The organism is Nitrosomonas sp. Nm132 (assembly GCF_900100485.1).
In the GTDB taxonomy this organism is placed as follows: domain Bacteria; phylum Pseudomonadota; class Gammaproteobacteria; order Burkholderiales; family Nitrosomonadaceae; genus Nitrosomonas.
Map to the genome: position 1 here is coordinate 1 of NZ_FNDH01000017.1, position 25,135 is coordinate 25,135.

The window sequence follows — 25,135 nt, forward strand, 5'->3', positions numbered from 1 at the left end:
TTGCCTGGATTGAAGAAAAGACAGGCATTGAATGTGTGAGTCAAGTTCGTTCTTATAAAGGGCTTATGGTGCATGTATTTGGAAAGCTGGCTGCGACTCTGTTTTTCTGGAATTTTTTACGAGTTAGCTCTTAATTCACATTAGAGGGTAAATGTTTTGCGCTGATATATGAGAAATCACATCGCTCAATAGAACATCAATGGCCGAAACCAATATCAATGCCAGCGGTGCGCCAATAAATACGGACAATTTGCTTGCCGCAAACAGCATGGTTGCTAGTCGGTTTTTATTTCCTGACTCTGCGACAAGTTATAGTGATAAAAACGGTAAATAATTATTTGTGATCCATTTTAAAATGGATCACAAATTGTTCGTTAATGAGGTACAGACTGGGCATTTCAGCCGCTGTACTCAACGCCGCTCTGATATAGTCCGACGAGATTGATGTTGGCCTCGTTTACACTAGAATTTGCAGCCAGTATCAACAGCTCAGCCTGAGTCATGGTGCCTCCGCTGCCTTGCAGCATCTCAACATAAGAATCTCGCACTGCTGACGAAGGCTGCTCGCCTACTACGTTTTGGTAGACAAAGTTGACAAAATCGACATTACTTGATGAGCCTGCCAGCGAAATGAACAACGGCGTATTGACGACCATCTGGCTGGCTTGCAGCATCGATTGACCGCTATCGAATAGCTGTAGCCCGATCGCTACGTACTCAGGAATGATATTGTTCGCATCAAAGGCCGCGCCGATGAGGCGCACGGTATTTCCTGCAGCCTGGCCCTGGGCAAGATCAGCTGCGAGATTTTTATCGAGAAAGTGGCCCCGCTCTATATTGTACAGATCGTCGTTGCCATCTGGCCCGCTCACATTAAAACAGGATCCATGCGCGCTGATTACATAATCTGAGCTGTTACCACTAAAGATTACGGTATCCGCACCGGCACCACCATCCAATTTATCATTACCCGCAAGCCCGTTCAAAATATCATTACCAGCCTTAGCCATAATAATGTCGTCCCCAGCGGTCCCAACGAGATTATCTGCGCCATCGGTAGCACCTACCGTTTCATTGCCGGGGACGGTTCCGGTCGCGCCAGCGAGATTCTTGGGTGAATTGATCCCGAACACGCCATCATGATTGATCGCATTCATGCCATCGATCGGCAACGAGAAATAGGTCATTGCGTCTGAAGTCGAATGGTCGGAATTTATTAAACTGACGGTCGCACTGCCACAATTAAATAAAAAATCATCAGAAATAATAAAATCCGGAGTCACAATGCCAAGATTGGCGAAGCTTTGTGTTGCGACGAGTATTGTCGCGCCAGCAGTGTTAGGATTGGGAAGATCTTTGAGTAATCTGATAGCTGTAGTTGAGCCATCTTGAGTGACTCTAATTGTCTGATCTATGCGAAATGTTTCCCCATTAACGGGATCAAGTGATATTTCTATAAACTGAATCTTGCCACTAATGTCCGTATAAAGCTCGTTGATGTGGTATGACATGGAAGCCCTCCTTACCAATGAAGTGGATAAACAACGACCGGGAAAAAATTCTATCGCACATTTTCCGAGAGTGATAGTAATTTAATGAATAAAAAGACCTAATATGATATGTAGTTAACCCGAATATTTCATAAATTGGCACGTGCCCTCACTTGTCTTTTGATTAATAAGAAAGATTTTGCTCAGTCGGGTGTATGAATCACTACACCCCTCCTTCTCAAAACTTCCCTATTAATCAAAATCCTGCGTGATCATCACACGAATTTATGAAATATTCGGGTTTAATGTAGAACAGCAGTTTACCGGATTGCGAAATGATGGCGATACAGCCAAAACCTTATTATCCACAATTTCCGTGGATAAGGCTGTGAGTAACTGCTTTATGTCGCGGAAGGATAATGCTTATTCCCGCTGCTTTAAAAAGATCCCAAGGCTTTTTCTCAACACTGGCGAATAAACAAACCAACACCGCGACGATTTTGTTGAGCTGCGGCCAATCGCGATAAATCCTAGACTCGCTGTATGGTGCAGATTAAACATAGCGATACAAACGGTGTGAGTAATCATTTGCAGCCTTGCTAACAAAATCGATAACAAATCGTTGGCGGGGTGCAGCAGAACGGTTCAACCACCGTACTCAACGCCGCTCTGATATAACCCGACGAGATTGATGTTGGTCTCGTTCACACTGGTGTTTGCAGCCAGCACCAACAGCTCAGCCTGAATCATGGTGCCTCCGCTCCCTTGCAACAATCCAGCGTAGAAATCTCGCTCTGCTGGCGAAGGCGGTTCGCCTACTACGTTTTGGTAGACCAGATTGACGAAATCGACATTATTCGATGAGCCTGCTAGCGAAATGAACAGCGGCGTATTGACGACCAGTTGACTGACTTGCAGCATCGACTGGCCATTATCGAATAATTGCAGCCCGATTGCCACAAATTCAGGGGTGATGTTGTGGGCATCAAAAGCCGCACCGATGAGGCGCACGGTATTTCCGGCTGCCTGGCCCTGTGCCAGATCAAATGCGAGATTTTTATCCAGAAAATCGAATCGCTCAATGCCAGGCAGCGTGTCATTGCCCTCCGGGCCGGTTACACTGAAACCGGATGCCGTTGCGTTGATCGCATATTCCGCCCTGTTGCCGCTATAGACCGCGGTATCTGTGTCAGCGCCTCCATCCAGTAAATCATTGCCCGCTTGTCCGTTCAAAAAGTCGTTACCCGCCCTAGCCTGAATCGTATCATCGCCAGCGGTTCCAATGAGATTGTCTGCGTTATCGCTCCCCGCAATCGAATGACTATGGATGGTTGCAGTCACGCCAGCAAAATTCTTGGGCGAATTAACTCCGATCGTGCCATTGTGGTCGATCGAGTGGATACCATCGAGCGGCAGCGAGGCATAAATCACCTCGTCGACATTGGCAAAATCGACAGTCGCGCCACCACTGGTGAACAAAAATCCATCAGGAACAATGAAATCCGGCGTTACCACTCCAAGATTGGCAAAACCTTGTGTGGCAATGAGCACCGTCGTGTTGGCTGTGAATGTATTGGGAAGATTGACGGGAAACCTGAAAGCATGCGTAACGCTGCCTTGCGTGACCGAAATGGTCTGATTGATCCAGAACGATTCCCCATTATCGGCGCCGACCGACATTTCTATAAACTGGATGACACCATTAGCGTCGGAATAAAGCTCGTTAATACGGTATAGATGAAATGACATAGGACTCTCCCAGCCAATGGAATGGACATAAATTCGATAGAAATTCTATCGCACATACTCCGCTAAAACTTGCCAAGCTAAAATTGACAAAAGGCAATACCAGGCCTTGAAGGTTCCATCAATTAGGCTCGACCTGACCATAAGCATAAATTTTATGAGCTAAACCTTATTATCCACAATTTCCGTGGATAAGGCTGTGGGTAACTGCTTTATGTCGCGGAAGGATAATGCTTATTCCCGATGCTTCAAAAATATCCCAAGGCTTTCCCAACGCTGGCGAATAAACAAGATTTGAAATCACGATGTTTATATTCCCACCTAGCCCGAATATTTCATAAATTGGCACGTGTCCTCACTTGCCTTTTGATTAATAAGAAAGATTTTGCTCAGTCAGGTGTATGAATCACTACACCACTCTTTCTCAAAACTTCCCTATTAATCAAAATCCTGCGTGATCATCACGCGAATTCATGAAATATTCAGGCTAACCCAGTGAGTTATTTACCTCACTTTCCGGGTTACTTCTTTAGTTGATTCTTAAAACAACCCTGTCTGCCTTGTCCCGTCCTTCTGTTCAAGTAGCATGTTTGCCGGTTGTTTCTCTGCGATCTGTGCGGCGTGGCGCAATTGCCAGGCAAATGAAGATCTGTTGAAAGCCCAAAACGGCGAAAGGGGCAGGCCTGCTTTTCTCAAAGCCTGCGCTGCATACTGATGGCAGGTATGAAAAGCGTGGTAAGAATGTTTTGCGGAATAAAACAGAGACGAATCGGAAACAGCGACGGGGTTATGGTGCATTATCGTGGCCTGAAGATGACCACGCAGCCGCCGATAGCCCTCTTCACTCACATGAAAGATAAAAAGATCAGAAGGAGGCTGGTGCGTGCGCTCTGCCCATACCTGGTCGTACCACCCAATCTCGACCACTCCCTCAGTCGGCCAGAAAAGTGCCCGTATGACACCCGTTACTCCTCTGCGACCTTCCAGATACCAGGCACGCTCGGCATAACCCCACTCTTCGAAGTACTGATTAGGAGCAGATAGCAGTGAATGATTAAGGAAAGAGGAGGCCCGAGGAAGCAGGTGTCTTTCTGGTTGTCCGTTATTTGTCGCCAGCTCCTTACTCTGTGGAAAAGCGATCATTGCATGCCATGCATCGAGTGATACATAGATAGTTCGCATAGTAGAATCAGGAGGCGGTGGCCATAAGCCCTCAACTGGCGAGACACAGGCCGAGAGCAGCATGTTAACCGAGAAGCACATTGCAATAGCGCGAACAAAACGCTTACTCGGAGCCTGATCTAAGTCAAATTTCAAGATGTTGAAAAATAATCAAACAATAAGATTACAACCAGTCATCACTGCACACAATTTAAATCGTTTCATTGCATCTATTTCTATCGTATGGATTTTTCATTTTGTCATTTGGCTGGAAAAAGCGTATCTTGATATCCGAATAGCCACCAATTAATTTCATAATGCATGAGTTCAAGAGTAAATTGACGCTAGCTAACATATCAGGATTTGCTCAGCTTGGAATGGTTTTCTGCAGATAAACCAAGTTATTAAAGTATGGACCAACCAGCTATTATTTAATACTTGAACTGACTAATCATCAACCTGGAAATTGTCAAAAAATGAATATACTCATTACTGGCGCAACAGGATTCATAGGTCGGCACCTGGTACAGCGCCTTAAGCAAGACCATCACACGATCAAGGTACTCAGTCGCAATGGCGTGCGGGCACGCCAGAAACTGGGGGTACCGGCTTTTGACTGGAATTATGCTACAGAGGAAGTGCCTCCTGAAGCACTGGAGAATACCCAGATTATCATTCACCTGATGGGTGAGAATCTGGGCGGCGGCCGCTGGACTGACAAACGCAAGCGCGAAATTTATGAATCACGCATTGTCAGCGCCCGCAAGCTAGTAGCAGCAGCCCCTTCCACTCTAGAATGTTTTGTCTGTGGCTCGGCTATTGGTATTTACCCAGGCGAAGGAGAAGGTATTTATGATGAAACCTATGCGGTGCCTGCCCAAGGAAGTTTCATGCAGACCATCTGCCGTGACTGGGAGATGGAGGCCGCAAAAATCGAAAACAAGGGTGTGCGCCGGGTCAGCATTCGCACAGGGGTAGTACTGGGTGATGGCGGCATGGTGGATAAACTCCTGCCGGTATTCAGGGTAGGATTGGGTGGACCTGTCGGTCATGGTCGTCAGTGGCTCTCATGGATTCATATTGACGATCTAGTATCGGTATACATAACCGCTGCACTGGACACTCGCTATCACGGTCCGGTAAACGCTGTTTCACCCAAGCCGGTACGATACCGCGAATTTGCTGCCGCCCTTGGCAAGGCGTTGCATCGCCCCACCTTCTTCCCTACCCCGGCTTTTATCCTGAAACTGGCGTTAGGCGAAGCCGCGGCCCTGGCTCTGAATAGCTATCACATCGCCCCCACAAAATTGCTACAGGAGTATGGCTTTAAATTTAAATTTACGGATTTACCTATTGCACTAGAGGATTTGTTCGGGAAAATTTAGCACTCAGCGCATCGAACGTGACGACACCACTGTCCGTTTTCTGGTTTCGGCAAGATTTGCGTCTGGAAGACAATGCGGGATTTTCTCAAGCCTTGGCATCCGGACGACCTGTCCTGCCCATTTTCATTTTTGACCCGTTTATTCTGGATAGCTTGCCTCGTGACGATGCTCGTGTCACGTTCATTTACGATACCTTGCAAATGATGCGGACTCGACTTCAAGCGCAGTTTAGCCGCTCACTTGCGCTCTATCATGGAAAGCCGCTTGATGTATTTGATCACATCTTGCGTTCATATCTTGTTGCTGCCGTATATACCAACCATGATTATGAACCTTATGCGCGAGAGCGTGACGATGTGGTGCGCAAATGGTTACGGTCAAAATCGGTGGATTTCCATACTTGTAAGGATCATGTTCTGTTTGAAAAAGATGAAGTTGCTAAGGAAGATGGCAGTCCGTATGTCGTTTACACGCCTTATATGCGCAAATGGAAAGCCATTCAGAGTCATACGACGCTTATCATTCATCCAACCGGAACGAAATTGATGAATCTGATCCAGCAATCTCCCCTGCCTGATCTATCACTGGCTGACATAGGTTTTAGCCGATCAACTATCGCCATACCTCCTTACCGGCTTAACTACGAGTTACTGCAGCATTATGAGCGTGACAGAGATTTTCCAGCCATAGCAGGCACTTCTCAGCTAGGGCCTCATCTACGCTTTGGCACGGTGAGCATTCGCAAAATTCTTCAGGTGGCACACCCAGTCAGTGAAACCTTTTGCAATGAGCTGATCTGGCGAGAATTTTTTTGCCAAATTCTGTGGCATTTTCCCCATACCCAGAATAAAAGTTTTAAGTCGTTATTTGACCACATTCAATGGTCAAATAACGAAGCTGAGTTCAAACGCTGGTGTGAAGGGATGACAGGCTATCCCCTGGTAGATGCAGGTATGCGTCAGCTCAATGCAACCGGTTTTATGCACAATCGTGTGCGCATGATCACAGCCAGCTTTTTGTGCAAACACCTGTTAATCGACTGGCGCTGGGGTGAAGCTTATTTTGCAGAAAAATTATTGGATTATGAAATGGCAAGTAATGTCGGCAACTGGCAGTGGATAGCAGGATGTGGCGTTGATGCCGCACCCTATTTCAGGGTCTTCAATCCCACCACTCAAATCAAAAGATTCGATAAAGACTTCGAATATATACAGACCTGGGTAAAGGATTTGCATGCCTCTACTTATCCTAAACCAATCGTCGACCACGCCTTCGCACGCGCGCGCTACCTGGAAATTTGTCGACAGGCTGTTAGCTGACTGTAGCTAAGATTAAAAGAAGTAAGGATCTCAGAGCACACCTTTATCATGAATGCGGTAGGCAGTCTCAACCGGCACAACCCACACCACGCCATCATGCGGTAGGCCCGTTTGGCATTCTCGTACGATTATGTCAACGATGATATTTACCATCTCATCGTTGACTAGTGCCGTTACCAGGATCTTGTCCGTAAAATCGGTTAATTCTTCACGCACTGTTTGATGCTGCTGTCCGATAGCCGTGGAAAATCCCTCACCTTTGCACACTACTAAACTGAAAAATTCAGGTATGCTATGCAGTGCGTTGCGTAATTGGTTCAGGCGCAAAGGACGAATAATGGCACGAACTTCTTTCATAATAGACTCTCCTCATGCTTCCAGGGGTTTTTCATCAAACCAGCGATACAATGTAGGGAGGACTACCAAAGTCAATAAAGTAGAAGTAATCAACCCTCCGATCACCACAATGGCCAAAGGTCGTTGCACTTCTGAGCCTGGGCCGGTAGCAAATAGGAATGGCACCAAACCTAGCATCGCCACAGTTGCTGTCATCAGAACTGGACGGAAACGCTGTTCACAGCCACGGGTAACCGCTTCAGCAACATTGACGCCCTCTTCACGCAGCTTACGAATATAGGAAATCAATACCACACCGTTCAATACGGCAATCCCCCATAACGCAATAAAGCCTACTGACGCAGGTACCGACAGATATTCACCGGTGACGAACAGGCCGATCACCCCCCCTATCGAAGCAAAAGGTAAAACGAGAATAATGAGTCCCGCTAGCTTGATTGAATTGAACAGCAAGAATAATAAGAAAAATATGGCCGCAATAGTCAACGGAACGATCACTGATAGCGTATCCATAGCACGCTCCATATTCTCGAATTGTCCACCCCACTCAAAGTGATAACCGGACGGTAATTTAATTTCCTTGGCAGTACGTTGCTGCAATTCAGCAACAAAACCTCCGAGATCACGCTCATGCACATTAGCGCCCACCACCACACGCCGTTTAGCAAATTCTCGCGATACCTGGGCAGGTCCATCAATAACCCGAATTCTCGCAACAGCGTGAAGCGGTATTAGCGCCCCGCCTCCCGCTATTGCGCCGTCAACACCTGCTGCCGTGCTAGGGGTACGTAATAACAGATCGTGGATGGCATCCACATTATTACGAAAATGCTCTGGATAACGCAGCACCAAGGAAAAACGCCGTTCGCCTTCGAATACATTGGTGATTATCTTGCCGCCAATCGCAGTTTCAATGAGTTCATTCACATCGGCAACATTCAGCCCATGACGTGCAATGGCGCGTCGGTCGATATCGATCGTCAGCGATTGCTGACCGGATAAGCGTTCAATGCGCAGATCACGCGCGCCCCGTACAGACTTTATAATACGCGCCACCTGCTCGGACAATTCTCTCAATTTATCCAAATCATCGCCAAAAATCTTGACTGCGACTTGTGACCGTACCCCGGTCACCATTTCATCCACCCTTTGCGCTATTGGCTGGGATAAAACAATCTGCACCCCCGGTAGAACTGACAGTGCTTTACGGATATCTTCTTCAACTTCTTCCTGGGTACGACCCGATGCCGGATCAATGTTCACAATAGGATCAGACTCATTAGGGCTGGCAGGATCAGCCGGTGATTCTCCACGACCGACTTTAGCCACCACACTCTTCACCCCGGGAATAGCAGCAATCATTTTCATGGCTTCTGTTTCAATTTTTAAGGATTCATCGAGTGAAATAGAAGGCACCCGAATGATCACAGGCGTAATCGAACCTTCTTTCATGATAGGGATGAACGATTTACCCAGGAGGGGAAACAAGACAAATGACAACCCCAATAAACCTACTGCAACCATGATCGTCTTTTTTTCACTGGCCAAAGCCGCATTAAGCAAACGCCGATATCCCGATTTGAGAAAAGCGATAATTTTCGTATCATGATCGGCGCCTCCTTTAAGGATATAGGAACACAATACGGGTGATAACGTTAATGAAACGACCAGCGAGATCGCTAGCGCTATGGCGATGGTATACGCAAGCGGGCTAAATGTTTTTCCCTCCATCCCTTCCAGAGTCATCAGCGGTAAGAACACCAGAATGATAATGGAAATTCCAAATATCACCGGTGTACCTACTTCCGCAACAGCATCAACAATCGTGCGCAGATGCGATTCGCGGGTACCACTGGTATGGCCCAAGCGGTGAAATACGTTTTCCACGACCACCACCGTTGAATCGACCATCAGCCCAATCGCGATCGCCAACCCTCCCAATGACATCAAATTGGCTGAGATGCCCTGCTGATTCATTACCATGAAAGTAACCAACGGCGTGATAATGAGTGTTGCCACCACGATCAGGCTGGAACGAACATCGCCCAAAAATATGAACAATATGATGATGACGAGCAAAATACCTTCGATCAGCACCTTAGTCACCGTCCATATTGCCGCATCGACCAGATCAGTCCGATCATAGAAAGGAACAATCTGCAGGCCACCCGGCAATAGATTCCGTTCGTTAATGTCTGCAACTTTCAACTTTATCCGTTCGACGATCTCCTTGGCATTCCCCCCTCTCAGCATCATGACGATACCCGAGACAGCTTCAGTATAACCACTCTTGATATTAGCACCCGCCCGCACTTCCGATCCAAATCTGACTTCAGCCACATCGCGCACAAACACCGGTATCCCTTTAATCTCTTTCAGCACGATATCTTCAATATCCTGCAAAGTATTAATAAGGCCAACACCCCGGATCAGATATTGTTCAGATTGCAGCGCCAAGATATTACCACTCGCATTCGCGTTATTATTGGCAATCGCCATGTCGACCTGTGCGAGTGTCAAGTCGTAATGACGCAACTGATCGGGATTAACCAGCACATGATATTGCTTGGCGAACCCCCCCTGGGAATTGATTTCCGCGACACCGGGAATTGAACGTAACATGGGGCGTACCATCCAATCCTGGATGGTACGCCGTTCAGTCAGCTCTTCCACAGTTAATTGACGCTCACCATCATCTGGATGCTCAAGATTATATTGATAGACTTCGCCCAATCCAGTCGATACGGGCCCAAGCACCGGAGTTACCCCTGGTGGCATCCTGTCCGCCACGCCGATCATCCGTTCCATGACAAGTTGGCGGGCAAAATAAACATCCGTCTCATCGGTAAACACCAGCGTAATGATGGATAAGCCACTTTTGTTTAGTGAGCACATTTCAACTAGACCGGGCAGGCCCGTCATCGCAATTTCGATCGGAACGGTGACAATTCGCTCCATTTCCTCAGGACTACGGCCGATCGCTTCGGTAGCAACTTGCACCTGTATATTGGTGACATCAGGAAAAGCATCAATGGATAATTTTTGAGCTGCTTGAAAACCTGCCCCCACTAAAATGAGTGAGATAACCGCAACGATAAGGCGTTGCTTAAGCATTGCGCGTACGATCGAAGCAAGCATGATCTATTCCAATTCAGCGAGCTTGCGCTCATTATCAAGATGAAAAGCACCTTCCAGTACGATATTCCGCTCATCGGTCAATCCATTGAGCACAGGACGCATTTCATTGATTTCCTGCGCCAGTTCAACAGGAACACGCAGGAAGTGATTATTACCTTGATCAACAAATACATAATCGATGTTGGAATCTCGCACCACGGCACTTTCAGGCACTACCAGGCTTCTATGAGGATTCTCAGTAATATGCATTTTAGCCAGCATGGCAGGTTTGAGTTTGCGCTTCGGATTCTCCACTTCCGTGCGTACCATGACCGTCCGGGTCAATGGATTAACGGTATCAGCGACAAAAATGATGACACCATCAAAACTGATGTCACCTAATGCTGGAATCTTAATCTCCACATGCTGCCCTTCCATCACATGACGTGCAATATGCTCCGGCACGTCACCCGTCGCCCAAACCGTCGATAAATCAGCCACCGTAAATAATTTATCTGCAGGTTGCACAACCTCACCAATCGCAACATTACGTTCAACAACAGTACCAGGCATGGAAGCAGTAATGGGCACAGAAGGAAGTATCTGTCCACGCTTCAGTAAATCATGCAAGGGTTTCTCATCCACTCCTAATAAGCGTAATTGGTCTTTTGCTGCACTGTATTCGGCACGAGACACTTGCAGTTCAGACTCACGACGCTGCAATTCAGCCGCACCAATCACATCGGCCGTAAAGAGCTGTTGCGCACGCGCAGCCGCCCTTTCTGCAAGCTGCATCACTGAATTCGCACGTAAATATGCCAGTTGTGCTTGCGTTAGTTCTGGACCGGCTATTCGCGCCAGAACGGTACCTATTTTTACTTCATCACCAAGCTTGGCGGAAACCTCAACGATACGCCCAGTGACGTTTGCACCTACTCGAATCAGCTTATGCTGATCTATTTCGATTTGACTCGGTACTTTTATTTTATCCGCCACATCCATGACTTCTGGTTTTCCGATCTTGATGCGCTGTATCATTTCTGGTTTGAGGATGATGCTATTTGGATCAGTTACTTTTGCTTGCGTCGTCTCTTCAGCCTGAGGCACTGAAGAATCATTCTTATCACATGCGGCTAAAAACAGAGCAACAAGAAATACAGCGCCAGTAATTAGAGCTTGAACATTCATGCGAAGATTTACTCCTTGGGATAATGCGCACGTAATCGATCGATTTCGGTAGCGGCTGACTGTAATTCAAAATAGGCTTGCAATAGCTCTGCGCGTGCGCCACGCAACACACGTTGCGTATCGAGCACTTCGATAAAACCACGTTCACCTAAACGAAAAGCGGCTTCTGCTACACGTAATGCAGATTCAGCCTCCTGAATGATGCCGCCCTCATACATCTCCACTCTCCGTTTTGCAATCTGCATGGCCTGCCAAGCGGACTCAAGTAGCCGATTGATTTCATAACGTCGATATTCCAAGGTATCACGCACACGTGCGGAATCAAATATGGCACTATCAATTTCACCACGACGCCGGTAAAACAAAGGAACTTTAACGCTTAGCCCAGCGGTATTCGAAGTGAATTGCTTATCCTGATAATTGCTATACAGAATATTCACTGAAGGTAAAACGGAAGCACGCTCCTGGTCGATACGCAGACGTGCACGATCTTGCTCAGCTTCCAAACGTAAGATATCAGGATTAGTTGTGATAATCTGTTTATGCAGTTCTTCGAGCTCAGGCAATTGAACCGGATCATTAAGGGAAGCAATTATCTCAAAATCAGATTGTAATCTGCCCGCAGTGAGCTGAAAAAGCGCAACCCTCGCTCTTTCCGCATTTAACAACGCAGCCTCTTTTCTGCTTGCCGCAGTCATCACTTCGGTATCAGCACGAATCAATTCAAAACGTGCAGACTCACCCACCTCAACACTTAGCTTGATACGTCGCTGTATCTCTTCCATCAAATCGAAAATACTCGATTCCATATCTGCTTGTTTTTGACGAAGCAATAGCTCATAAGCACGTATGCGCAATTGTGCCGCGAGATCCGCACGTACCTGATCCAGATTAGCGCGACTAGCTTCGACACCTGCTTCTGCTGATCCGATTCGGGCGCTTCGGAAAAAAGGATTTTCTAAAGGTTGAGTTACTGTTACTTGCCGCTGCATCGATGACGGACCGGTAAGTTCAAATGGAAGTCGAGGCGTATCTGGACCGGCCATAAAAGTAACTTCGGGATTAGGAAAAGCAGATGCACTCACTACCCCTGCCTCAGCAATATTGACTTGCGATCGAGCTGCATGAACCAAACCATTAGCTTCCAACCCCAATCGCTGGATCTCTTCAATAGAGTACTGGGTAACTGCTTCTTTAGCCCAAACAAAAGAACTAAAGGAAAAAAATAAGCAGAGTAAGATATAAAATTTCTGCATATGGGAAAACTCTGGACTATTAGTAATCTTTCAATTTTTAATGAAGTTATCAGTGCATATCTAATCGTGCAAATACATGATAGATCATCAATCATGTATTTGTTTATGATTTAGTGGACATTGGCATTATTTCACATAACAGATACTTACTTGTTTCTACTGATCAGAATTTAATTAATCAGCAACAACTATACGCAGTAGAAAATGAATCCAAGCTGAACAAGCTGGATAAAACTGAATAACAAAAATGCTACTTAATAAATTCCTGATTTCTGAGCGCTTGAATGATTCCGCTAAATTAGCATAGGCAGTTTGCTATCGTGACTTACCGTATCGAGAATATTAACCCTAATAACATATTGGCTAAAGAAATTTCTCCAAAAGGGATATAGCTCCAATCATCCTATCCATATCTTATAATTTCTACTTCACCTATTCGTCACTTTGTTCCTCGCTTATAAAGCCTAATTAACAATAATTTTTTTCTATTATCCATTAAATGGTTACATATGATTTATGAAGCTACATCTCCTCATTCCTGGCTTATTTTGGCCTGAAACTAAAAGAACAGAAGTTTATAGTGATTTATCTTTACCTGCTTTGGAAAGGATCCTGGCAAAAAGCCACTATACTGAGAGCCGATCTCAAGCGATAGAAGAATGGCTATGTCAGGCTTTCGGTGTGTCTAAACAGCAAGACTGGCCGGTCGCACCTATCATGTTACATATTGATGGAACAGACGCAGAACAAACTCGCAACGAGTATTGGCTACGCGCTGATCCAGTTCATCTCCGTATTGAGAACAATCATATTCTGATGGCCGATAGTCAAATTTTTACGATTTCCTTAAAGGAATCGATGCAATTTGCCGAAATTCTCAATCAGTATTTCAACAAAAGTGGAATATTTTTTTTACCACTTTACCCTGATCGCTGGTATGTCCGTATCAACAAAACACCTAACTTGCAAACTCGGCTACTCAGTGAGACGGTTGGTAAAAACATCAATAATCTGTTACCAGCTGGCGAAGATAGTTCAATATGGCATAACATTTTTAACGAGATACAAATGCTGCTACATGATCATCAGCTTAACCAAGAAAGAGAAGCACGTGGCGAATTGGCAATCAATAGCATCTGGTTCTGGGGAGGAGGAATTATGCCACAGGTTATACGCTCGACTTTTAATCAAGTATGGTGTGATCATGCTTTCGCCCATGCCCTAGCAGTTGCAAGTGGCATAGCGCATTATCCACTCCCTCATGATGCAACAGTGTGGCAACATTCAACCGGACCCAATAACCAGTTAGTGATTCTTGATACTTTGTGGGGAAAAACACAGTACAAGAATATATATGAATGGCGTCAATCTTTGAGCTCATTAGAACATAGCTGGTTTACACCCTTACTCGAAGCAATGAGACAAGGAAAAATCTCTCAATTGACGATTACTGCATTAAATGAGAATCACATAAGAAATTTTGTAATGACACCTAGCAGTTTATGGAAATTTTGGGTTAGAACTAAATCTTTATCAAATTATGCAAAATGATCAAATTCAGTTTTTTGTACATAATTTTTATTAATAGTCATAGAAGATGAGCGCACAAATATCTCTCAAATTTAGTGGCATCAAACCCTATCTCATAGCAAGCCTTGCCGTTACCGTAACAGGATCTCTTATTGCCGCCAACTACTTTATGCTTGGACTAGAGCCACAGATTATTCATATCCTGTGGATTATTCTGATCGCAGCGCTATTTGCCATGATCGCTCAGATCACGCGCACAGAAAAAGCTTTTGCAAAACATCTGGCATTATTTATAGCTAATAAAGAAAGACTTACTAATGAAATCAAGTATCGGCTCTGGGCCGAAAAAACTTTCTCAGAAAATAAAACCAGATTACAAATTGTTGATGAAAATTTTCCAGTCATGCTCGCATACTTTAATACTGAGCAGCAATGCCGTTACCATAATCGCGCTTATCGCCTCTGGTTTGGGTTGAATGCGGAGCAAATCGACAATCGATTTACACGAGAATTTTTAAGTGAACGTTTTTATTATGGACTTAAGCGCAGCATCAATAATATTTTGGCTGGCGAGATAGTACAAAATAAACGAATACAAAAATTAGCCAATGGTTCAACATGCCTCATTAGTGAGCAATTCGTGCCACATTTTGATTCAAAAGGGAAAGTCATCGGATTTTATACCCTGTATACGCCCCGCATTTTGAAAGAGAACGAGCAATTCTCAGATATAACCCAAGAACAAACAAAATCAGAAAATATTCTGATACAAGATAGCAGCAATGATGATGAGTCAAGTAGCGGAAATGAAAACAAGCATCCTTCATCTGTACCGATTGGCTCTGCAGCACAGGTTATTCAGGCTATTGAACAAGGTAAATTCCATTTATATTGCCAAAATATCCTATCGACAAAAAAAGACTCAAATCCATGCGCATACTATGAGATCTTGATCAGGATGGTTGAGGAGGAAAATAATCTTATACCCCCTGGAGCATTTTTATCTTTTGTCGAGAAATATCATCTGATGCCACGACTGGATCGCTGGGTTGTCAGTTATATGACCAAATGGTTATGCACGCACAAAATAAATTCAGGCATAACCGTTTATATTAACCTTGCCAAAGATACGTTGAGTGATCCCCAGTTTATTGATTTTGTTAAAAAACAGTTGCAGGAATCCAATATTCCTGCACAAGCATTATGCTTCGAAATTGAAGAGTCAGATGCCAAATCAAACTTCCCGAATGCTGCAATCTTTTCACAAAAGATCAGACAGATAGGTTGCAATGTTTCCTTATCTGGCTTTGGTCATGATCGAACTTCATTTAACTTACTCAAAAATATCAAAGTCGATTTCCTGAAAATAGATGGAAGTTTGATCTGTAATATGTTGAATGATCCAGCAGATCTAGCCAGAGTAAATGAAATTAACCGGATAGCGCATCTCATGAAGATCCAAACTATTGCAGAATCTGTTGAATCACCTGAAATTATTGAGAAATTACATGAAATAAGTGTCGATTTCGCTCAGGGATTAGGTATTGCACAACCACAGTTACTTAAAGAACTTAAATAAACGCAGATCAGTTTTAGCAGAAAATAGCATCCTATAGTAGCAATCATAGTGGCACTCCATTATCTCCATTTCATAATAGAGAATATATAGCATGGACAAGCTCTGAGCTTACTGCCCAACTCGCTTATACTCTTCCCATTGTTCAGGTGTGAGCGTTTTCATAGATAGTGCATGAACCTCTTGCTCCATCTTATCCTGCAAAGCACGGTAAACAAGTTGATGTTGCTGAATCATGCTTTTTCCCCGGAACTGTTCACTCACAATAACGGCGCTAAAATGACGCCCATCATCGCCTTCTACCTGAACCCATTCACATGGTAAAGATGTTGCAATACATTGTTTAATATGATCTGAGGTAATCATTCTTGATCCTTTAGATAAAATAAATACATCGTTAGATTTTATTGTTGCTAAAACGCAAATAAGAAAATCTAACAAAATTCGGGCTAATGGCGAATTTTATAACCACTCTTTAACATCCATAATGTCAGGCATGAAACTACTGCTAAACACAATATCACAACTGCCAGGCTGAAGTAGGGTGAAATATCCGATGTACCCAGGAAACCGTGGCGAAGTCCGTCAACAATATAAAAGAAAGGATTCAAGTGTGATATATATTGCCAAACGGGAGGCAGTGAGTAAATCGAATAAAATACACCTGATAAAAAGGTCAGTGGCAAGATAATAAAATTTTGGAAAGCAGCGAGTTGATCAAATTTTTCTGACCAAATACCAGCAATTATACCCAGTGCACCAAGCAGCATACTTCCTGCAATCGCAAACAATAAAATCCATAAAGGCAACTGTACTGGCACTTCGTACAATATCATCGTCACACCATAGACACCTAAACCTACTAATAATCCGCGCACTACCGATGCCCACACATAGGCGAGAAAAATCTCCAGATAAGACAAAGGCGACAACAGAATAAATACAAGGTTACCGGATATTTTCGACTGAATCAGGCTGGAGGATGAATTAGCAAAAGCGTTCTGCATCACAGCCATCATGACTAAACCTGGAACCAAGAAGGCAGTATATGCAATACCTTGGTAAATCTGTACACGCGTTTCCAGTACATGTGAAAAAATCAGCAAATAAAGCAGACTGGACAAAATTGGAGCCAGTATGGTCTGGAAGCTTACTTTCCAGAATCTCAGTAACTCCTTATAAAACAATGTGTAAAAACCAGTCATGATACCCCCAAAGGTTCAACGCCCATGATTTTCACAAAAACCTCTTCTAGATCCGGCTGCTGCAATTGCATTTCCAGTACTTGTATATTCTCTGCACGCAATACTGCAAGCAACGTTTCAACTTGGAAATAATCTTTTATTTTGAAAATATGCAAACCCTCATAACTACTTTTGGGCCACTCCTGTAAAGCAGCCGGCAATATCTCGGTAGAAAGCCGAAGCTGAATGGAGAAACCCTGAACACTATTGATCAGATTACGGATACTATCCAATGCAACAATTTTACCCTGCTTTAGCATAGCAACACGGTTGCATAGCGCTTCTGCTTCTTCAAGGTAATGCGTAGTTAGGACAATTGTATGACCATCTCGATTGAGCTGTTTTATAAAAACCCATAGTGCCTGCCGTAGCTCCACATCGACCCCGGCCGTAGGTTCATCCAGAATGATCACAGGAGGTTTGTGCACCAGAGCCTGGGCTACCAATACGCGCCGCTTCATTCCACCTGATAGCGCACGCATATTGGTATCGGCTTTATCAGTAAGATCCAGACGATGCAGGATCTCATCAACCCAGGCATCATTTTTTCTTATGCCATAATAACCAGATTGAATGATTAATGCTTCCCTTACGGTAAAAAATGGATCAAACACCAGCTCCTGGGGGACCACTCCAAGGTTCTTGCGTGAATGACTGTAGTCAGTTACTACATCATGTCCCATGATTCTTGCGTGTCCTCTCGTTGCCAGCGTCAATCCAGCAAGAATACTAATGAGCGTCGTTTTTCCTGCGCCATTCGGACCCAGTAAAGCAAAGAACTCACCAGGGTTAATGGAAAGATCAATATCTTCCAGCGCAGATAATGCACCATAACGCTTACTAAGCTGTTGAATTTCAATTGCTGCGGTCATAGAGGAATTAACTCTGAAGAGTGGCGGCTATCAGATAAAACAAAGGCAATTTATTTTACGATATTGGTATCGAGCGGGATAAAATCAGCCACGCTGTATAACTGTACCAGGCTGCTTAGATTCTCTGGTAAATTAACAAAATAGAGTTGCTGATTCCTGGCATGAGCCATGCGCAACCACTCAAATAGCATGCTAATAACCGATGAATCAACCTCAGTAACTTCTCCCAGATCGACCACCAGACCATCTTCATCAAACAAAGCAATTCCCTGCTGGGTAATTTCAACTACATTATCGACGATTATAGAGCCACGCACGTAAACTCTTCTACCCTCACGCTGAATTGCCATTACTTTGAATGCGTTATCAAAAAATATGATTATTTATTGACCTTCTAGTGATTTATTCTTCTTGGTGAGTGTTGCAATCAAACCATCTACTCCCGTTTTTCTAATTTCACTATTAAAAGAGCTTCGATAGTTCGTTACCAGACTTACTCCAGCAACGATTACATCATATACCTTCCAGCCTTTATCAGTTTTCTCCATGCTGTATTCAATTGGAACAGGTTCTCTGCCACGACCTTGGATGACACGTGTTTTAACTGTGGTGCTCTTGGCATCAGGTTGGGACGTTAAGGGCGCAACTTCAATTACTTCATCACGGTAATTCGTTAATGCATTGGAATAAGTTCTCACGAGCAAAGTCTGGAATTCACTCACCAACACTTTCTGTTGCTGAGGCTCAGCCTTAGACCAGTTTTTCCCCATTGCTAGCCGGGTCATGCGGGTAAAATTAAAATGAGGAAGTATTTTAGTTTCTATTAGATCAAGCACACGATCTTTATTACCTTTTTTAATACCATCATCTTGCTTAAGAATGGTAATGACTTCATCAACTGTGCTTTTTACCAACTGATCGGGTGCCATCTCTTTTGCTGATAACGGAAGAATTAGCAAAAAAGAAGCCAACAATAGAATAATTTTTTGAATAAGTGCTTTCATGTCTACCTCACCAAAATTTGTCAATCATCAAAAATCTTTAATCCTCGGCAGCCTTATCGAACAGAAAGCGCCCGACCATTTCCTCTAGAACCATAGCTGAATTGGTTTTCATGATCTTGTCACCTTCCGCTAACATTTCTTCATCGCCTCCGGGTGACAAGCCAATATATTGCTCTCCAAGTAATCCAGATGTCAGTATGCTAGCAAATGTATCCTTAGGAAATCGATAGTAAGCATTGATCCCCACCGTCACGACCGCATCGTAAGTCTCTAAGCTAAATTGGATATCGGTGACGCGCCCCACCACTACCCCCGCACTTTTAACAGGTGCTCTAATTTTAAGACCACCAATATTCTCAAAATTTCCTATGAGGGTATAGCTTTCACCCGTGTTATAAGTCGTCAGGTTCCCAACTTTTAATCCGAGTATCAGCAACGCGCCCATTCCGGTCATCACGAACAATCCAACCCAGAAATCCATTATTGTTCGCTGCATCAATCCACTCCCCTGAACATAAAAGAAGTTAAAACAAAGTCCAATCCCAAAATTGCCAGCGCAGAGGTCACTACCGTACGGGTCGTTGCACCGGATACCCCTTCAGCTGTAGGAGGGGCATCAAATCCTTCAAAAACCGCTATCGCTGTAACCGCCACGCCAAAGAAACAGCTTTTGATCACGCCATTTACGATGTCATAACGAAAATCTACCGCATTCTGCATTGACGACCAAAATGAACCCTCGTCAACCCCAATAAAAACAACAGCCACTAAATACCCTCCAAATACACCCATCACAGAAAACATGGCTGCCAGCAGAGGCATGGAAATGACTCCCGCCCAAAAGCGTGGCGCGACTATGCGTGCAATCGGGTCCACCGCCATCATTCCCATCGCAGATAGCTGTTCAGTCGCTTTCATCAAACCGATTTCTGCAGTGATCGCAGAACCCGCACGGCTCGCAAACAGCAACGCCGACATCACGGGACCCAGTTCTCGCACCAGAGACAGCGCCACGAGCGTACCCACTGCTGATTCAGAGCCATACTTCTGTAGTGTCTCATACCCCTGTAATCCCAATACCATTCCAACGAACAGGCCGGATACCAGAATAATGATGAGGGATAATACCCCAACGAAATAAATCTCACGTATAACCAGAGTAAAGCGCAGAAAACTGGTCATCGATTTCAGCAACACCAGGACAAAAAACCGCGCCGCGCAGCCTAAACGCCAAATGCCGTCAATCACCCGATGCCCAATAGCCTGGATACTGGTAATAATGCGTTTAGGCAAAATGTGTCTCCAACCTCAAGTCTTCTTGATACATTTCTGCAGGATAATGAAAAGGGACGGGGCCATCTTCCTCACCATGAACAAATTGATGAACAAACGGAGTGACTGATTCCTTCACTTCTGCCGGGGTGCCATGAGCAGTGATGACCCCATCTGCAAGGAAATAAACATAATCTACAATTTTTAAAGATTCCTGCACATCATGGGTAACCACGATCGAAGTCATACCCAGCGCATCGGTCAATCGACGGATCAGACTGCCAATGACGCTTAACGAAATCGGATCCAGGCCGGTAAAAGGTTCGTCATACATGATCAGCATGGGATCCAGTGCAATTGAACGAGCTAAGGCAACACGCCGAGCCATACCCCCAGAAAGTTCTGCCGGCATCAGATGATATGCGCCGCGTAAACCCACGGCATGTAGTTTCATTAATACCAAATCACGGATCATAGATTCTGGGAGGTTAGTATGCTCGCGCATCTGAAAGGCAACATTGTCGAACACAGACAAATCGGTAAACAAAGCACCAAATTGAAATAACATACCCATTTTTCTGCGTAATCTAAATAAATCATTCCTCCCGAGTTTATGTACTACCTGACCCGCGACTTTGACGCAACCTGCAGTGGGCTTGACTTCTCCCCCGATCAAACGCAATAGGGTAGTCTTACCAGAACCGCTTCCTCCCATGATAGCAATGACCTTGCCTCGAGACATGGTCATATTGACGCTTTTCAGAATGGGACGAGCACTATAGGAAAAGGCGAGATCTTTGATCTCGATCAGGGGTTCAGACATTGCTTACAACTAACTATGGAATTATATATTTAAGCAGAATGTTGAATTTTAATCTAGATTCCTCATGAATATGCCTTCATCTTTTGATTATTTATAAAAAATTAGCAACTCGTGACTATTCTTCTACAAAATGTTGGTAGATGCGCTCTGAGATCATGCTTTATTCCAGTACCCGCATATACGAGCCAATGATATTATTAACCCGAATATTTCATAAATTGGCACGTGTCCTCACTTATCTTTTGATTAATAAAAAAGATTTTGCTCAGTCGGGTGTATGAATCACTACACCCCTCCTTCTCAAAACTTCCCTATTAATCAAAATCCTGCGTGATCATCACGCGAATTTATGAAATATTCGGGTTAAAAATGGCCAAGACCATCAAACCTGAGAACCAAATGATATTTGGTAATTCCGCAGAAGCACCAGCTACAATAAAAAAACAGCAGTACTGCTGCACTGTAAAAAAAATAATCGATGCAACTGCATTCAATACCGATATCGGCTCGAAGCCGCATCAATCGTTTTATCAATTTCCACGGCAAATCATTCTCTTCGAGAAAGGTTGCAAGTTGCCTTAAATAGTAGAGCTACAGCTAGCCCACTACTCAATAAAAGGTACTATACAAATCCATTATAAAGTAATGCAATACATAAAACCGACCATAAAAATATTATCCCGCTTATTGGCGATTTTCATTTGTTTATACCTGCCTGCCTGTTCCGCTGACACAATCTACCGCTCGAAAGATGCACAAGGTAGAGTCACCTATTCAGATGCCCCTACCCCTGATGCCAAGCCAATCAGACTGCCAACTCCCATTCAGCGATCCTTGCATCAAGTTACCAAAGTGCTAGATGGGGATACCATCGTGCTAAAAAAGGGGGAGCGCGTAAGATTACTCGGCATCAATGCGCCTGAAATCGAAAGCCGTTATCGCGATGGTGAGCCAGGTGGCATGGCCGCGAAAGAATGGCTACAAAAAAAACTTCAAGGCCGGAACGTGTCCTTGGAATATGATTGGCAGAAACAGGATCATTACGAAAGATTGCTTGCTCATCTACACCTGTCAAATGGGGAACACCTGAATCTCATGCTGGTAGAAAAAGGATTGGCTATGGTGAATTTGCTACCTCCAAATCTTCGTTATGCTGATGCAATGATCAGAGCACAACAACGAGCAGAAAGACAAAAATTAGGGATTTGGTCGCTGCCTGACTATAAGCCACGACCACTCACACAGATATCGCAGAAATCACGTGGCTGGCAGCGTTTCCTGGGAACGCCCGTTTCATTGAAACGAACCAAACGTTATAGTCGTCTGATTTTCAACAGTAAGATCGATATTCGAATCGACAATGACAACCTTGCTTTATTTCCAGCGCTGGAAAGCTACCTTCATAAACCACTGGAAATTCGTGGATGGGTATCACGTCGAAATGATCATTATTCGATATTAATTCATCACCCCAGTGCGCTTGTCCTGCGCTGACTGCACCCTATCATTCATCAATTAACCCGAATATTTCATAAATTTGCGTGATGATCACGCAGGATTTTGATTAATAGGGAAATCTTGAGAAGGAGGGGTGTAGTGATTCATACACCCGGCTGAGCAAAATCTTTCTTATTAATCAAAAGACAAGTGAGGGCACGTGCCAATTTATGAAATATTCGGGTTAATCCCGGTTGCCTTACTAGTTGACTGCTTCTATTCCCTCATTACCCAATCAGAAATACGGTGAGAAAATGTCGATAAAATAAGTGCTGCTGAGAATTGCAATCAATCCCCGGCATTGCCGGGAGCTATCTTACTAAAACCTAACTATTTACATTTTGGATGAGCCGGATTAGCTGAACAGTCAGGACCACTCCCCCCTCCCCCACCGTCCCCTCCCTTTAGCACCGTTGCGGTGGTCTCGTGCAAACCAGTAAGTCCATCATTGTCAGTAACCGTCAGAAGGACGGTATGTAAGCCCTCTTTGAAGTTAACACTTACTTTCTCACCTGACCCAATTGGTTGACCATTCTCTGTCCAATTCCAGGAAACAATAGTGCCATCTTCATCTTTGGAAGTATCAGAGAAAGTGCAATTCAGGTCGGTGCATGTTTCAGTAAAACTTGCTACAGGCAGCTTGTTGGAGGATGAGGCAGAGGACCCTGAAACTTCCAGTAAGAAATTGCCATTGCCAGAATAGGAAGACACCCCTATGTAATAGTTACCTGCTGCCGCTGTCAATTTCGGTAGGTAATAAATGGTTTCCTGTCGCCCAACGCCACAGTACTAGCCTGATAGGGCACATTCACTGCGCGTGATATCGCCAGATCCACCGCTGATGATATTACCTTTATCATCCAGTAGATACATATCCAGATCAGGGTTCCATTCCCAACCACCCAGGATGTCGCAAATCTGAGGGTTATTCTGATCCCAAGCACAGATCAGATTCCCTTCGATGGTAACGGTAGCGGCAAAGGGAATACCTGCAACGATATCTTCCGTGGTTATGCTAAAGGGGCCAATTAATTGTTGACTTCCATTATTTACCATCTCCTTATATCGATGATAGCGAGGAAATAAAGTGGGAGCAGTATCGCCACCTCCTGCTTGTGCTACAGCACGATTGACATCCAATAATCCTGCACCGTATTCATTGTCAGGCATGATGGGTCCATTATTCGATAGCTCACCACGATCCTGTGCTGAGGAGATCAGCAAGTCACGTACGGCATCGACAGGAGCGGCATTATTCATGAGCAAAGGATTTTGCTCCAGCATCAGCGCGATCGATCCGGCTGTGAAAGGTGTCGCCATAGAAGTACCGCTATAGCTGATATAACCGGTCGGGTCACTTGCCTTGGCCGACAGAATACGTACGCCAGGTGCGGTAATATCAGGTTTGATGCGACCCTCAAGCGTCGGTCCACGGCTGGAGAAAGCTCACCCTTGCCATCCTCCGACCAGTTAGCAGCAGCGTCGACCGTAATTGCCTTCTCTGCCGCACCAGGTGCACCTATTGTGCCCGGTGCAGAACCTGAATTTCCTGCAGCAACAACGACAATTTTAGAATTAATAGGCGTAACGTTACAGCTAGCACGATAATTCGAATCTGATGCGCAGTTTACTGCCAAGCTCATGGCATCCTGTCCGTCCGAAGCACTTGTCGTACCTAAACTCATGGAAATAATCTGCACATCTGTCTGATTAGCGCAGTATTGGATACCTTCAATAATCTGGCTACCACTCCCCACTCCCGCTACCAGCCGCATCAAGCACTTTGGTCGCGTAGATGGAAGCTGCAGGAGCGATACCCGCAATCTTCGAGTTTCCACCTGTGCCGCCACCACCCAATGCTATGGCGGAAACATGCGTGCCATGACCATGATCATCATATGGAGCAGACTTGCTGTTGACTATATCAAGGAAATGAATCGTTCGCCCTGCAAACTGTTCGTGACTCGCATCGATACCGGTATCCACAATGCAAATACCGGTTTCACTCCAAAATTAGTCCTGGCTGCGGCTGCGCCAAAATCACTTGCAGCACCTGATAATTAGGTAGTAACGATAGGATCTTCTTCTACTCGAAAAATATTAGGAATATAGGAAAGCATTTCAACCTGCCCAGCTGTCATGGTTGCCTGAAATCCATGGATAAGGGTGAACTCACGCTGCAACGTGAAAGGCCCAATTGCTTGTTGCGCTGCCGCAGCATTGGATTGATTATTTCCCGGCCCGACAAAGGTAGCAATCACATTGATAAGATCATCCTTCGCCACACCTGCAATGTGC

27 protein-coding genes are annotated in these 25,135 nt (G+C 44.8%); 6 read left to right on the forward strand and 21 right to left on the reverse strand.

The window, feature by feature from the left end; all coding sequences use genetic code 11:
- Positions 1-135: 135 nt before the first annotated feature.
- Complete coding sequence (locus tag BLP80_RS16645; protein WP_371128820.1) at positions 136-249, reverse strand: hypothetical protein; 114 nt, start codon at positions 247-249, stop codon at positions 136-138.
- On the opposite strand from BLP80_RS16645, the gene BLP80_RS16260 reads away from it, so the two are divergent.
- The gene (locus BLP80_RS16260) at positions 200-334 is read left to right on the forward strand and encodes a hypothetical protein (protein WP_256325010.1); all 135 of its coding nucleotides are present in this window, start codon (positions 200-202) and stop codon (positions 332-334) included. The two genes, BLP80_RS16645 and BLP80_RS16260, sit on opposite strands and share 50 nt — an antisense overlap.
- A gap of 64 nt (positions 335-398) precedes the next feature.
- Here BLP80_RS16260 and BLP80_RS07935 read toward each other — a convergent pair whose 3' ends face one another.
- The 3 genes from BLP80_RS07935 to BLP80_RS07950 all read right to left on the reverse strand — a co-directional run bounded on the left by BLP80_RS07935 (position 399) and on the right by BLP80_RS07950 (position 4,553).
- Positions 399-1,511, reverse strand: a complete 1,113-nt coding sequence (locus BLP80_RS07935; RefSeq protein WP_090542057.1) for a DUF4214 domain-containing protein — start codon at positions 1,509-1,511, stop codon at positions 399-401.
- A 624-nt stretch (positions 1,512-2,135) separates the two neighbouring features.
- Positions 2,136-3,239, reverse strand: a complete 1,104-nt coding sequence (locus BLP80_RS07945) for a calcium-binding protein (protein WP_090542061.1) — start codon at positions 3,237-3,239, stop codon at positions 2,136-2,138.
- A 537-nt stretch (positions 3,240-3,776) separates the two neighbouring features.
- Positions 3,777-4,553 (reverse strand): DUF2459 domain-containing protein, encoded by a 777-nt coding sequence (locus BLP80_RS07950; protein WP_143002255.1) that lies wholly within the window; start codon positions 4,551-4,553, stop codon positions 3,777-3,779.
- Positions 4,554-4,873: 320 nt separating this feature from the next.
- Between BLP80_RS07950 and BLP80_RS07955 the strand changes: the two genes are divergently transcribed.
- Together BLP80_RS07955 and BLP80_RS07960 are read left to right on the forward strand one after the other, a co-directional pair.
- The gene (locus tag BLP80_RS07955; RefSeq protein WP_090542065.1) at positions 4,874-5,782 is read left to right on the forward strand and encodes a TIGR01777 family oxidoreductase; all 909 of its coding nucleotides are present in this window, start codon (positions 4,874-4,876) and stop codon (positions 5,780-5,782) included.
- A 17-nt stretch (positions 5,783-5,799) separates the two neighbouring features.
- The gene (locus tag BLP80_RS07960; RefSeq protein WP_090542067.1) at positions 5,800-7,101 is read left to right on the forward strand and encodes a cryptochrome/photolyase family protein; all 1,302 of its coding nucleotides are present in this window, start codon (positions 5,800-5,802) and stop codon (positions 7,099-7,101) included.
- 30 nt (positions 7,102-7,131) lie between these two features.
- Here BLP80_RS07960 and BLP80_RS07965 read toward each other — a convergent pair whose 3' ends face one another.
- From BLP80_RS07965 to BLP80_RS07980, 4 genes are read right to left on the reverse strand one after another with little or no spacing between them, the layout of a single operon-like run.
- A complete protein-coding gene (locus BLP80_RS07965) occupies positions 7,132-7,458 on the reverse strand; it encodes a P-II family nitrogen regulator (protein WP_090542069.1) in 327 nt (108 codons plus the stop codon).
- Between the two features lie 12 nt (positions 7,459-7,470).
- Entirely contained in the window at positions 7,471-10,596 is a 3,126-nt protein-coding gene (locus BLP80_RS07970; protein ID WP_090542071.1) for an efflux RND transporter permease subunit, read from the reverse strand.
- 3 nt (positions 10,597-10,599) lie between these two features.
- Positions 10,600-11,763 carry an efflux RND transporter periplasmic adaptor subunit gene (locus BLP80_RS07975; RefSeq protein ID WP_090542073.1) on the reverse strand — a complete coding sequence of 388 codons (1,164 nt, stop codon included), beginning with the start codon at positions 11,761-11,763 and terminating at the stop codon, positions 10,600-10,602.
- An 8-nt stretch (positions 11,764-11,771) separates the two neighbouring features.
- Positions 11,772-13,019 (reverse strand): TolC family protein, encoded by a 1,248-nt coding sequence (locus BLP80_RS07980; protein WP_090542075.1) that lies wholly within the window; start codon positions 13,017-13,019, stop codon positions 11,772-11,774.
- Positions 13,020-13,535: 516 nt separating this feature from the next.
- On the opposite strand from BLP80_RS07980, the gene BLP80_RS07985 reads away from it, so the two are divergent.
- Together BLP80_RS07985 and BLP80_RS07990 are read left to right on the forward strand one after the other, a co-directional pair.
- Entirely contained in the window at positions 13,536-14,570 is a 1,035-nt protein-coding gene (locus tag BLP80_RS07985) for a phosphoglycerate mutase (protein ID WP_090542077.1), read from the forward strand.
- Between the two features lie 46 nt (positions 14,571-14,616).
- Complete coding sequence (locus tag BLP80_RS07990; protein ID WP_090542079.1) at positions 14,617-16,128, forward strand: sensor domain-containing phosphodiesterase; 1,512 nt, start codon at positions 14,617-14,619, stop codon at positions 16,126-16,128.
- A 108-nt stretch (positions 16,129-16,236) separates the two neighbouring features.
- Here the strand turns inward: BLP80_RS07990 and BLP80_RS07995 are convergent, their stop codons facing one another.
- The 8 genes from BLP80_RS07995 to BLP80_RS08030 all read right to left on the reverse strand — a co-directional run bounded on the left by BLP80_RS07995 (position 16,237) and on the right by BLP80_RS08030 (position 21,340).
- Positions 16,237-16,491, reverse strand: coding sequence for a BolA family protein (locus tag BLP80_RS07995; RefSeq protein WP_090542081.1), 255 nt, complete (start codon positions 16,489-16,491; stop codon positions 16,237-16,239).
- An 83-nt stretch (positions 16,492-16,574) separates the two neighbouring features.
- Entirely contained in the window at positions 16,575-17,330 is a 756-nt protein-coding gene (locus BLP80_RS08000; protein WP_090542082.1) for an ABC transporter permease, read from the reverse strand.
- Complete coding sequence (locus BLP80_RS08005) at positions 17,327-18,241, reverse strand: ABC transporter ATP-binding protein (RefSeq protein ID WP_090542084.1); 915 nt, start codon at positions 18,239-18,241, stop codon at positions 17,327-17,329. The genes BLP80_RS08000 and BLP80_RS08005 overlap by 4 nt, the downstream gene beginning before the upstream one ends.
- 50 nt (positions 18,242-18,291) lie before the next feature.
- Positions 18,292-18,591 carry an STAS domain-containing protein gene (locus BLP80_RS08010; protein WP_090542086.1) on the reverse strand — a complete coding sequence of 100 codons (300 nt, stop codon included), beginning with the start codon at positions 18,589-18,591 and terminating at the stop codon, positions 18,292-18,294.
- A 33-nt stretch (positions 18,592-18,624) separates the two neighbouring features.
- Positions 18,625-19,245 (reverse strand): MlaC/ttg2D family ABC transporter substrate-binding protein, encoded by a 621-nt coding sequence (locus tag BLP80_RS08015; protein ID WP_090542088.1) that lies wholly within the window; start codon positions 19,243-19,245, stop codon positions 18,625-18,627.
- 37 nt (positions 19,246-19,282) lie between these two features.
- Entirely contained in the window at positions 19,283-19,741 is a 459-nt protein-coding gene (gene mlaD, locus BLP80_RS08020) for an outer membrane lipid asymmetry maintenance protein MlaD (protein ID WP_090542090.1), read from the reverse strand.
- Positions 19,741-20,538: a lipid asymmetry maintenance ABC transporter permease subunit MlaE gene (mlaE, locus tag BLP80_RS08025; RefSeq protein ID WP_090542092.1), complete on the reverse strand. Its 798-nt coding sequence runs from the start codon at positions 20,536-20,538 to the stop codon at positions 19,741-19,743. Before mlaE ends, mlaD begins: the two co-directional genes overlap by 1 nt.
- Positions 20,531-21,340: an ABC transporter ATP-binding protein gene (locus tag BLP80_RS08030; RefSeq protein ID WP_090542094.1), complete on the reverse strand. Its 810-nt coding sequence runs from the start codon at positions 21,338-21,340 to the stop codon at positions 20,531-20,533. Before BLP80_RS08030 ends, mlaE begins: the two co-directional genes overlap by 8 nt.
- 645 nt (positions 21,341-21,985) lie before the next feature.
- Here BLP80_RS08030 and BLP80_RS08040 point away from each other — a divergent pair.
- Positions 21,986-22,834 carry a thermonuclease family protein gene (locus BLP80_RS08040; RefSeq protein ID WP_090542098.1) on the forward strand — a complete coding sequence of 283 codons (849 nt, stop codon included), beginning with the start codon at positions 21,986-21,988 and terminating at the stop codon, positions 22,832-22,834.
- 333 nt (positions 22,835-23,167) lie between these two features.
- On the opposite strand, the gene BLP80_RS08045 is transcribed toward BLP80_RS08040, so the two are convergent.
- The 5 genes from BLP80_RS08045 to BLP80_RS08060 all read right to left on the reverse strand — a co-directional run bounded on the left by BLP80_RS08045 (position 23,168) and on the right by BLP80_RS08060 (position 25,122).
- The gene (locus tag BLP80_RS08045; protein ID WP_143002256.1) at positions 23,168-23,548 is read right to left on the reverse strand and encodes a PKD domain-containing protein; all 381 of its coding nucleotides are present in this window, start codon (positions 23,546-23,548) and stop codon (positions 23,168-23,170) included.
- 78 nt (positions 23,549-23,626) lie between these two features.
- Positions 23,627-24,235, reverse strand: coding sequence for a S8 family serine peptidase (locus BLP80_RS08050; protein WP_256325013.1), 609 nt, complete (start codon positions 24,233-24,235; stop codon positions 23,627-23,629).
- Positions 24,121-24,612: a S8 family serine peptidase gene (locus BLP80_RS15160; protein ID WP_176754315.1), complete on the reverse strand. Its 492-nt coding sequence runs from the start codon at positions 24,610-24,612 to the stop codon at positions 24,121-24,123. Before BLP80_RS15160 ends, BLP80_RS08050 begins: the two co-directional genes overlap by 115 nt.
- Positions 24,581-24,823: a S8 family serine peptidase gene (locus tag BLP80_RS08055; protein WP_176754316.1), complete on the reverse strand. Its 243-nt coding sequence runs from the start codon at positions 24,821-24,823 to the stop codon at positions 24,581-24,583. Before BLP80_RS08055 ends, BLP80_RS15160 begins: the two co-directional genes overlap by 32 nt.
- Before the next feature lie 74 nt (positions 24,824-24,897).
- Positions 24,898-25,122, reverse strand: coding sequence for a hypothetical protein (locus tag BLP80_RS08060; RefSeq protein WP_090542106.1), 225 nt, complete (start codon positions 25,120-25,122; stop codon positions 24,898-24,900).
- Between the last annotated feature and the right edge of the window lie 13 nt (positions 25,123-25,135).

Bases quoted from the DNA above. Each gene is read 5' to 3' on its own strand.
- BLP80_RS16260 (WP_256325010.1), top strand. From the start codon at position 200: ATGGCCGAAACCAATATCAATGCCAGCGGTGCGCCAATAAATACGGAC.
- BLP80_RS07935 (WP_090542057.1), bottom strand. From the start codon at position 1,511: ATGTCATACCACATCAACGAGCTTTATACGGACATTAGTGGCAAGATT.
- BLP80_RS07945 (WP_090542061.1), bottom strand. From the start codon at position 3,239: ATGTCATTTCATCTATACCGTATTAACGAGCTTTATTCCGACGCTAAT.
- BLP80_RS07955 (WP_090542065.1), top strand. From the start codon at position 4,874: ATGAATATACTCATTACTGGCGCAACAGGATTCATAGGTCGGCACCTG.
- BLP80_RS07965 (WP_090542069.1), bottom strand. From the start codon at position 7,458: ATGAAAGAAGTTCGTGCCATTATTCGTCCTTTGCGCCTGAACCAATTA.
- BLP80_RS07970 (WP_090542071.1), bottom strand. From the start codon at position 10,596: ATGCTTGCTTCGATCGTACGCGCAATGCTTAAGCAACGCCTTATCGTT.
- BLP80_RS07975 (WP_090542073.1), bottom strand. From the start codon at position 11,763: ATGAATGTTCAAGCTCTAATTACTGGCGCTGTATTTCTTGTTGCTCTG.
- BLP80_RS07980 (WP_090542075.1), bottom strand. From the start codon at position 13,019: ATGCAGAAATTTTATATCTTACTCTGCTTATTTTTTTCCTTTAGTTCT.
- BLP80_RS07985 (WP_090542077.1), top strand. From the start codon at position 13,536: ATGAAGCTACATCTCCTCATTCCTGGCTTATTTTGGCCTGAAACTAAA.
- BLP80_RS07990 (WP_090542079.1), top strand. From the start codon at position 14,617: ATGAGCGCACAAATATCTCTCAAATTTAGTGGCATCAAACCCTATCTC.
- BLP80_RS07995 (WP_090542081.1), bottom strand. From the start codon at position 16,491: ATGATTACCTCAGATCATATTAAACAATGTATTGCAACATCTTTACCA.
- BLP80_RS08000 (WP_090542082.1), bottom strand. From the start codon at position 17,330: ATGACTGGTTTTTACACATTGTTTTATAAGGAGTTACTGAGATTCTGG.
- BLP80_RS08005 (WP_090542084.1), bottom strand. From the start codon at position 18,241: ATGACCGCAGCAATTGAAATTCAACAGCTTAGTAAGCGTTATGGTGCA.
- BLP80_RS08010 (WP_090542086.1), bottom strand. From the start codon at position 18,591: ATGGCAATTCAGCGTGAGGGTAGAAGAGTTTACGTGCGTGGCTCTATA.
- BLP80_RS08015 (WP_090542088.1), bottom strand. From the start codon at position 19,245: ATGAAAGCACTTATTCAAAAAATTATTCTATTGTTGGCTTCTTTTTTG.
- mlaD (WP_090542090.1), bottom strand. From the start codon at position 19,741: ATGCAGCGAACAATAATGGATTTCTGGGTTGGATTGTTCGTGATGACC.
- BLP80_RS08030 (WP_090542094.1), bottom strand. From the start codon at position 21,340: ATGTCTGAACCCCTGATCGAGATCAAAGATCTCGCCTTTTCCTATAGT.
- BLP80_RS08040 (WP_090542098.1), top strand. From the start codon at position 21,986: ATGCAATACATAAAACCGACCATAAAAATATTATCCCGCTTATTGGCG.
- BLP80_RS15160 (WP_176754315.1), bottom strand. From the start codon at position 24,612: ATGCGGCTGGTAGCGGGAGTGGGGAGTGGTAGCCAGATTATTGAAGGT.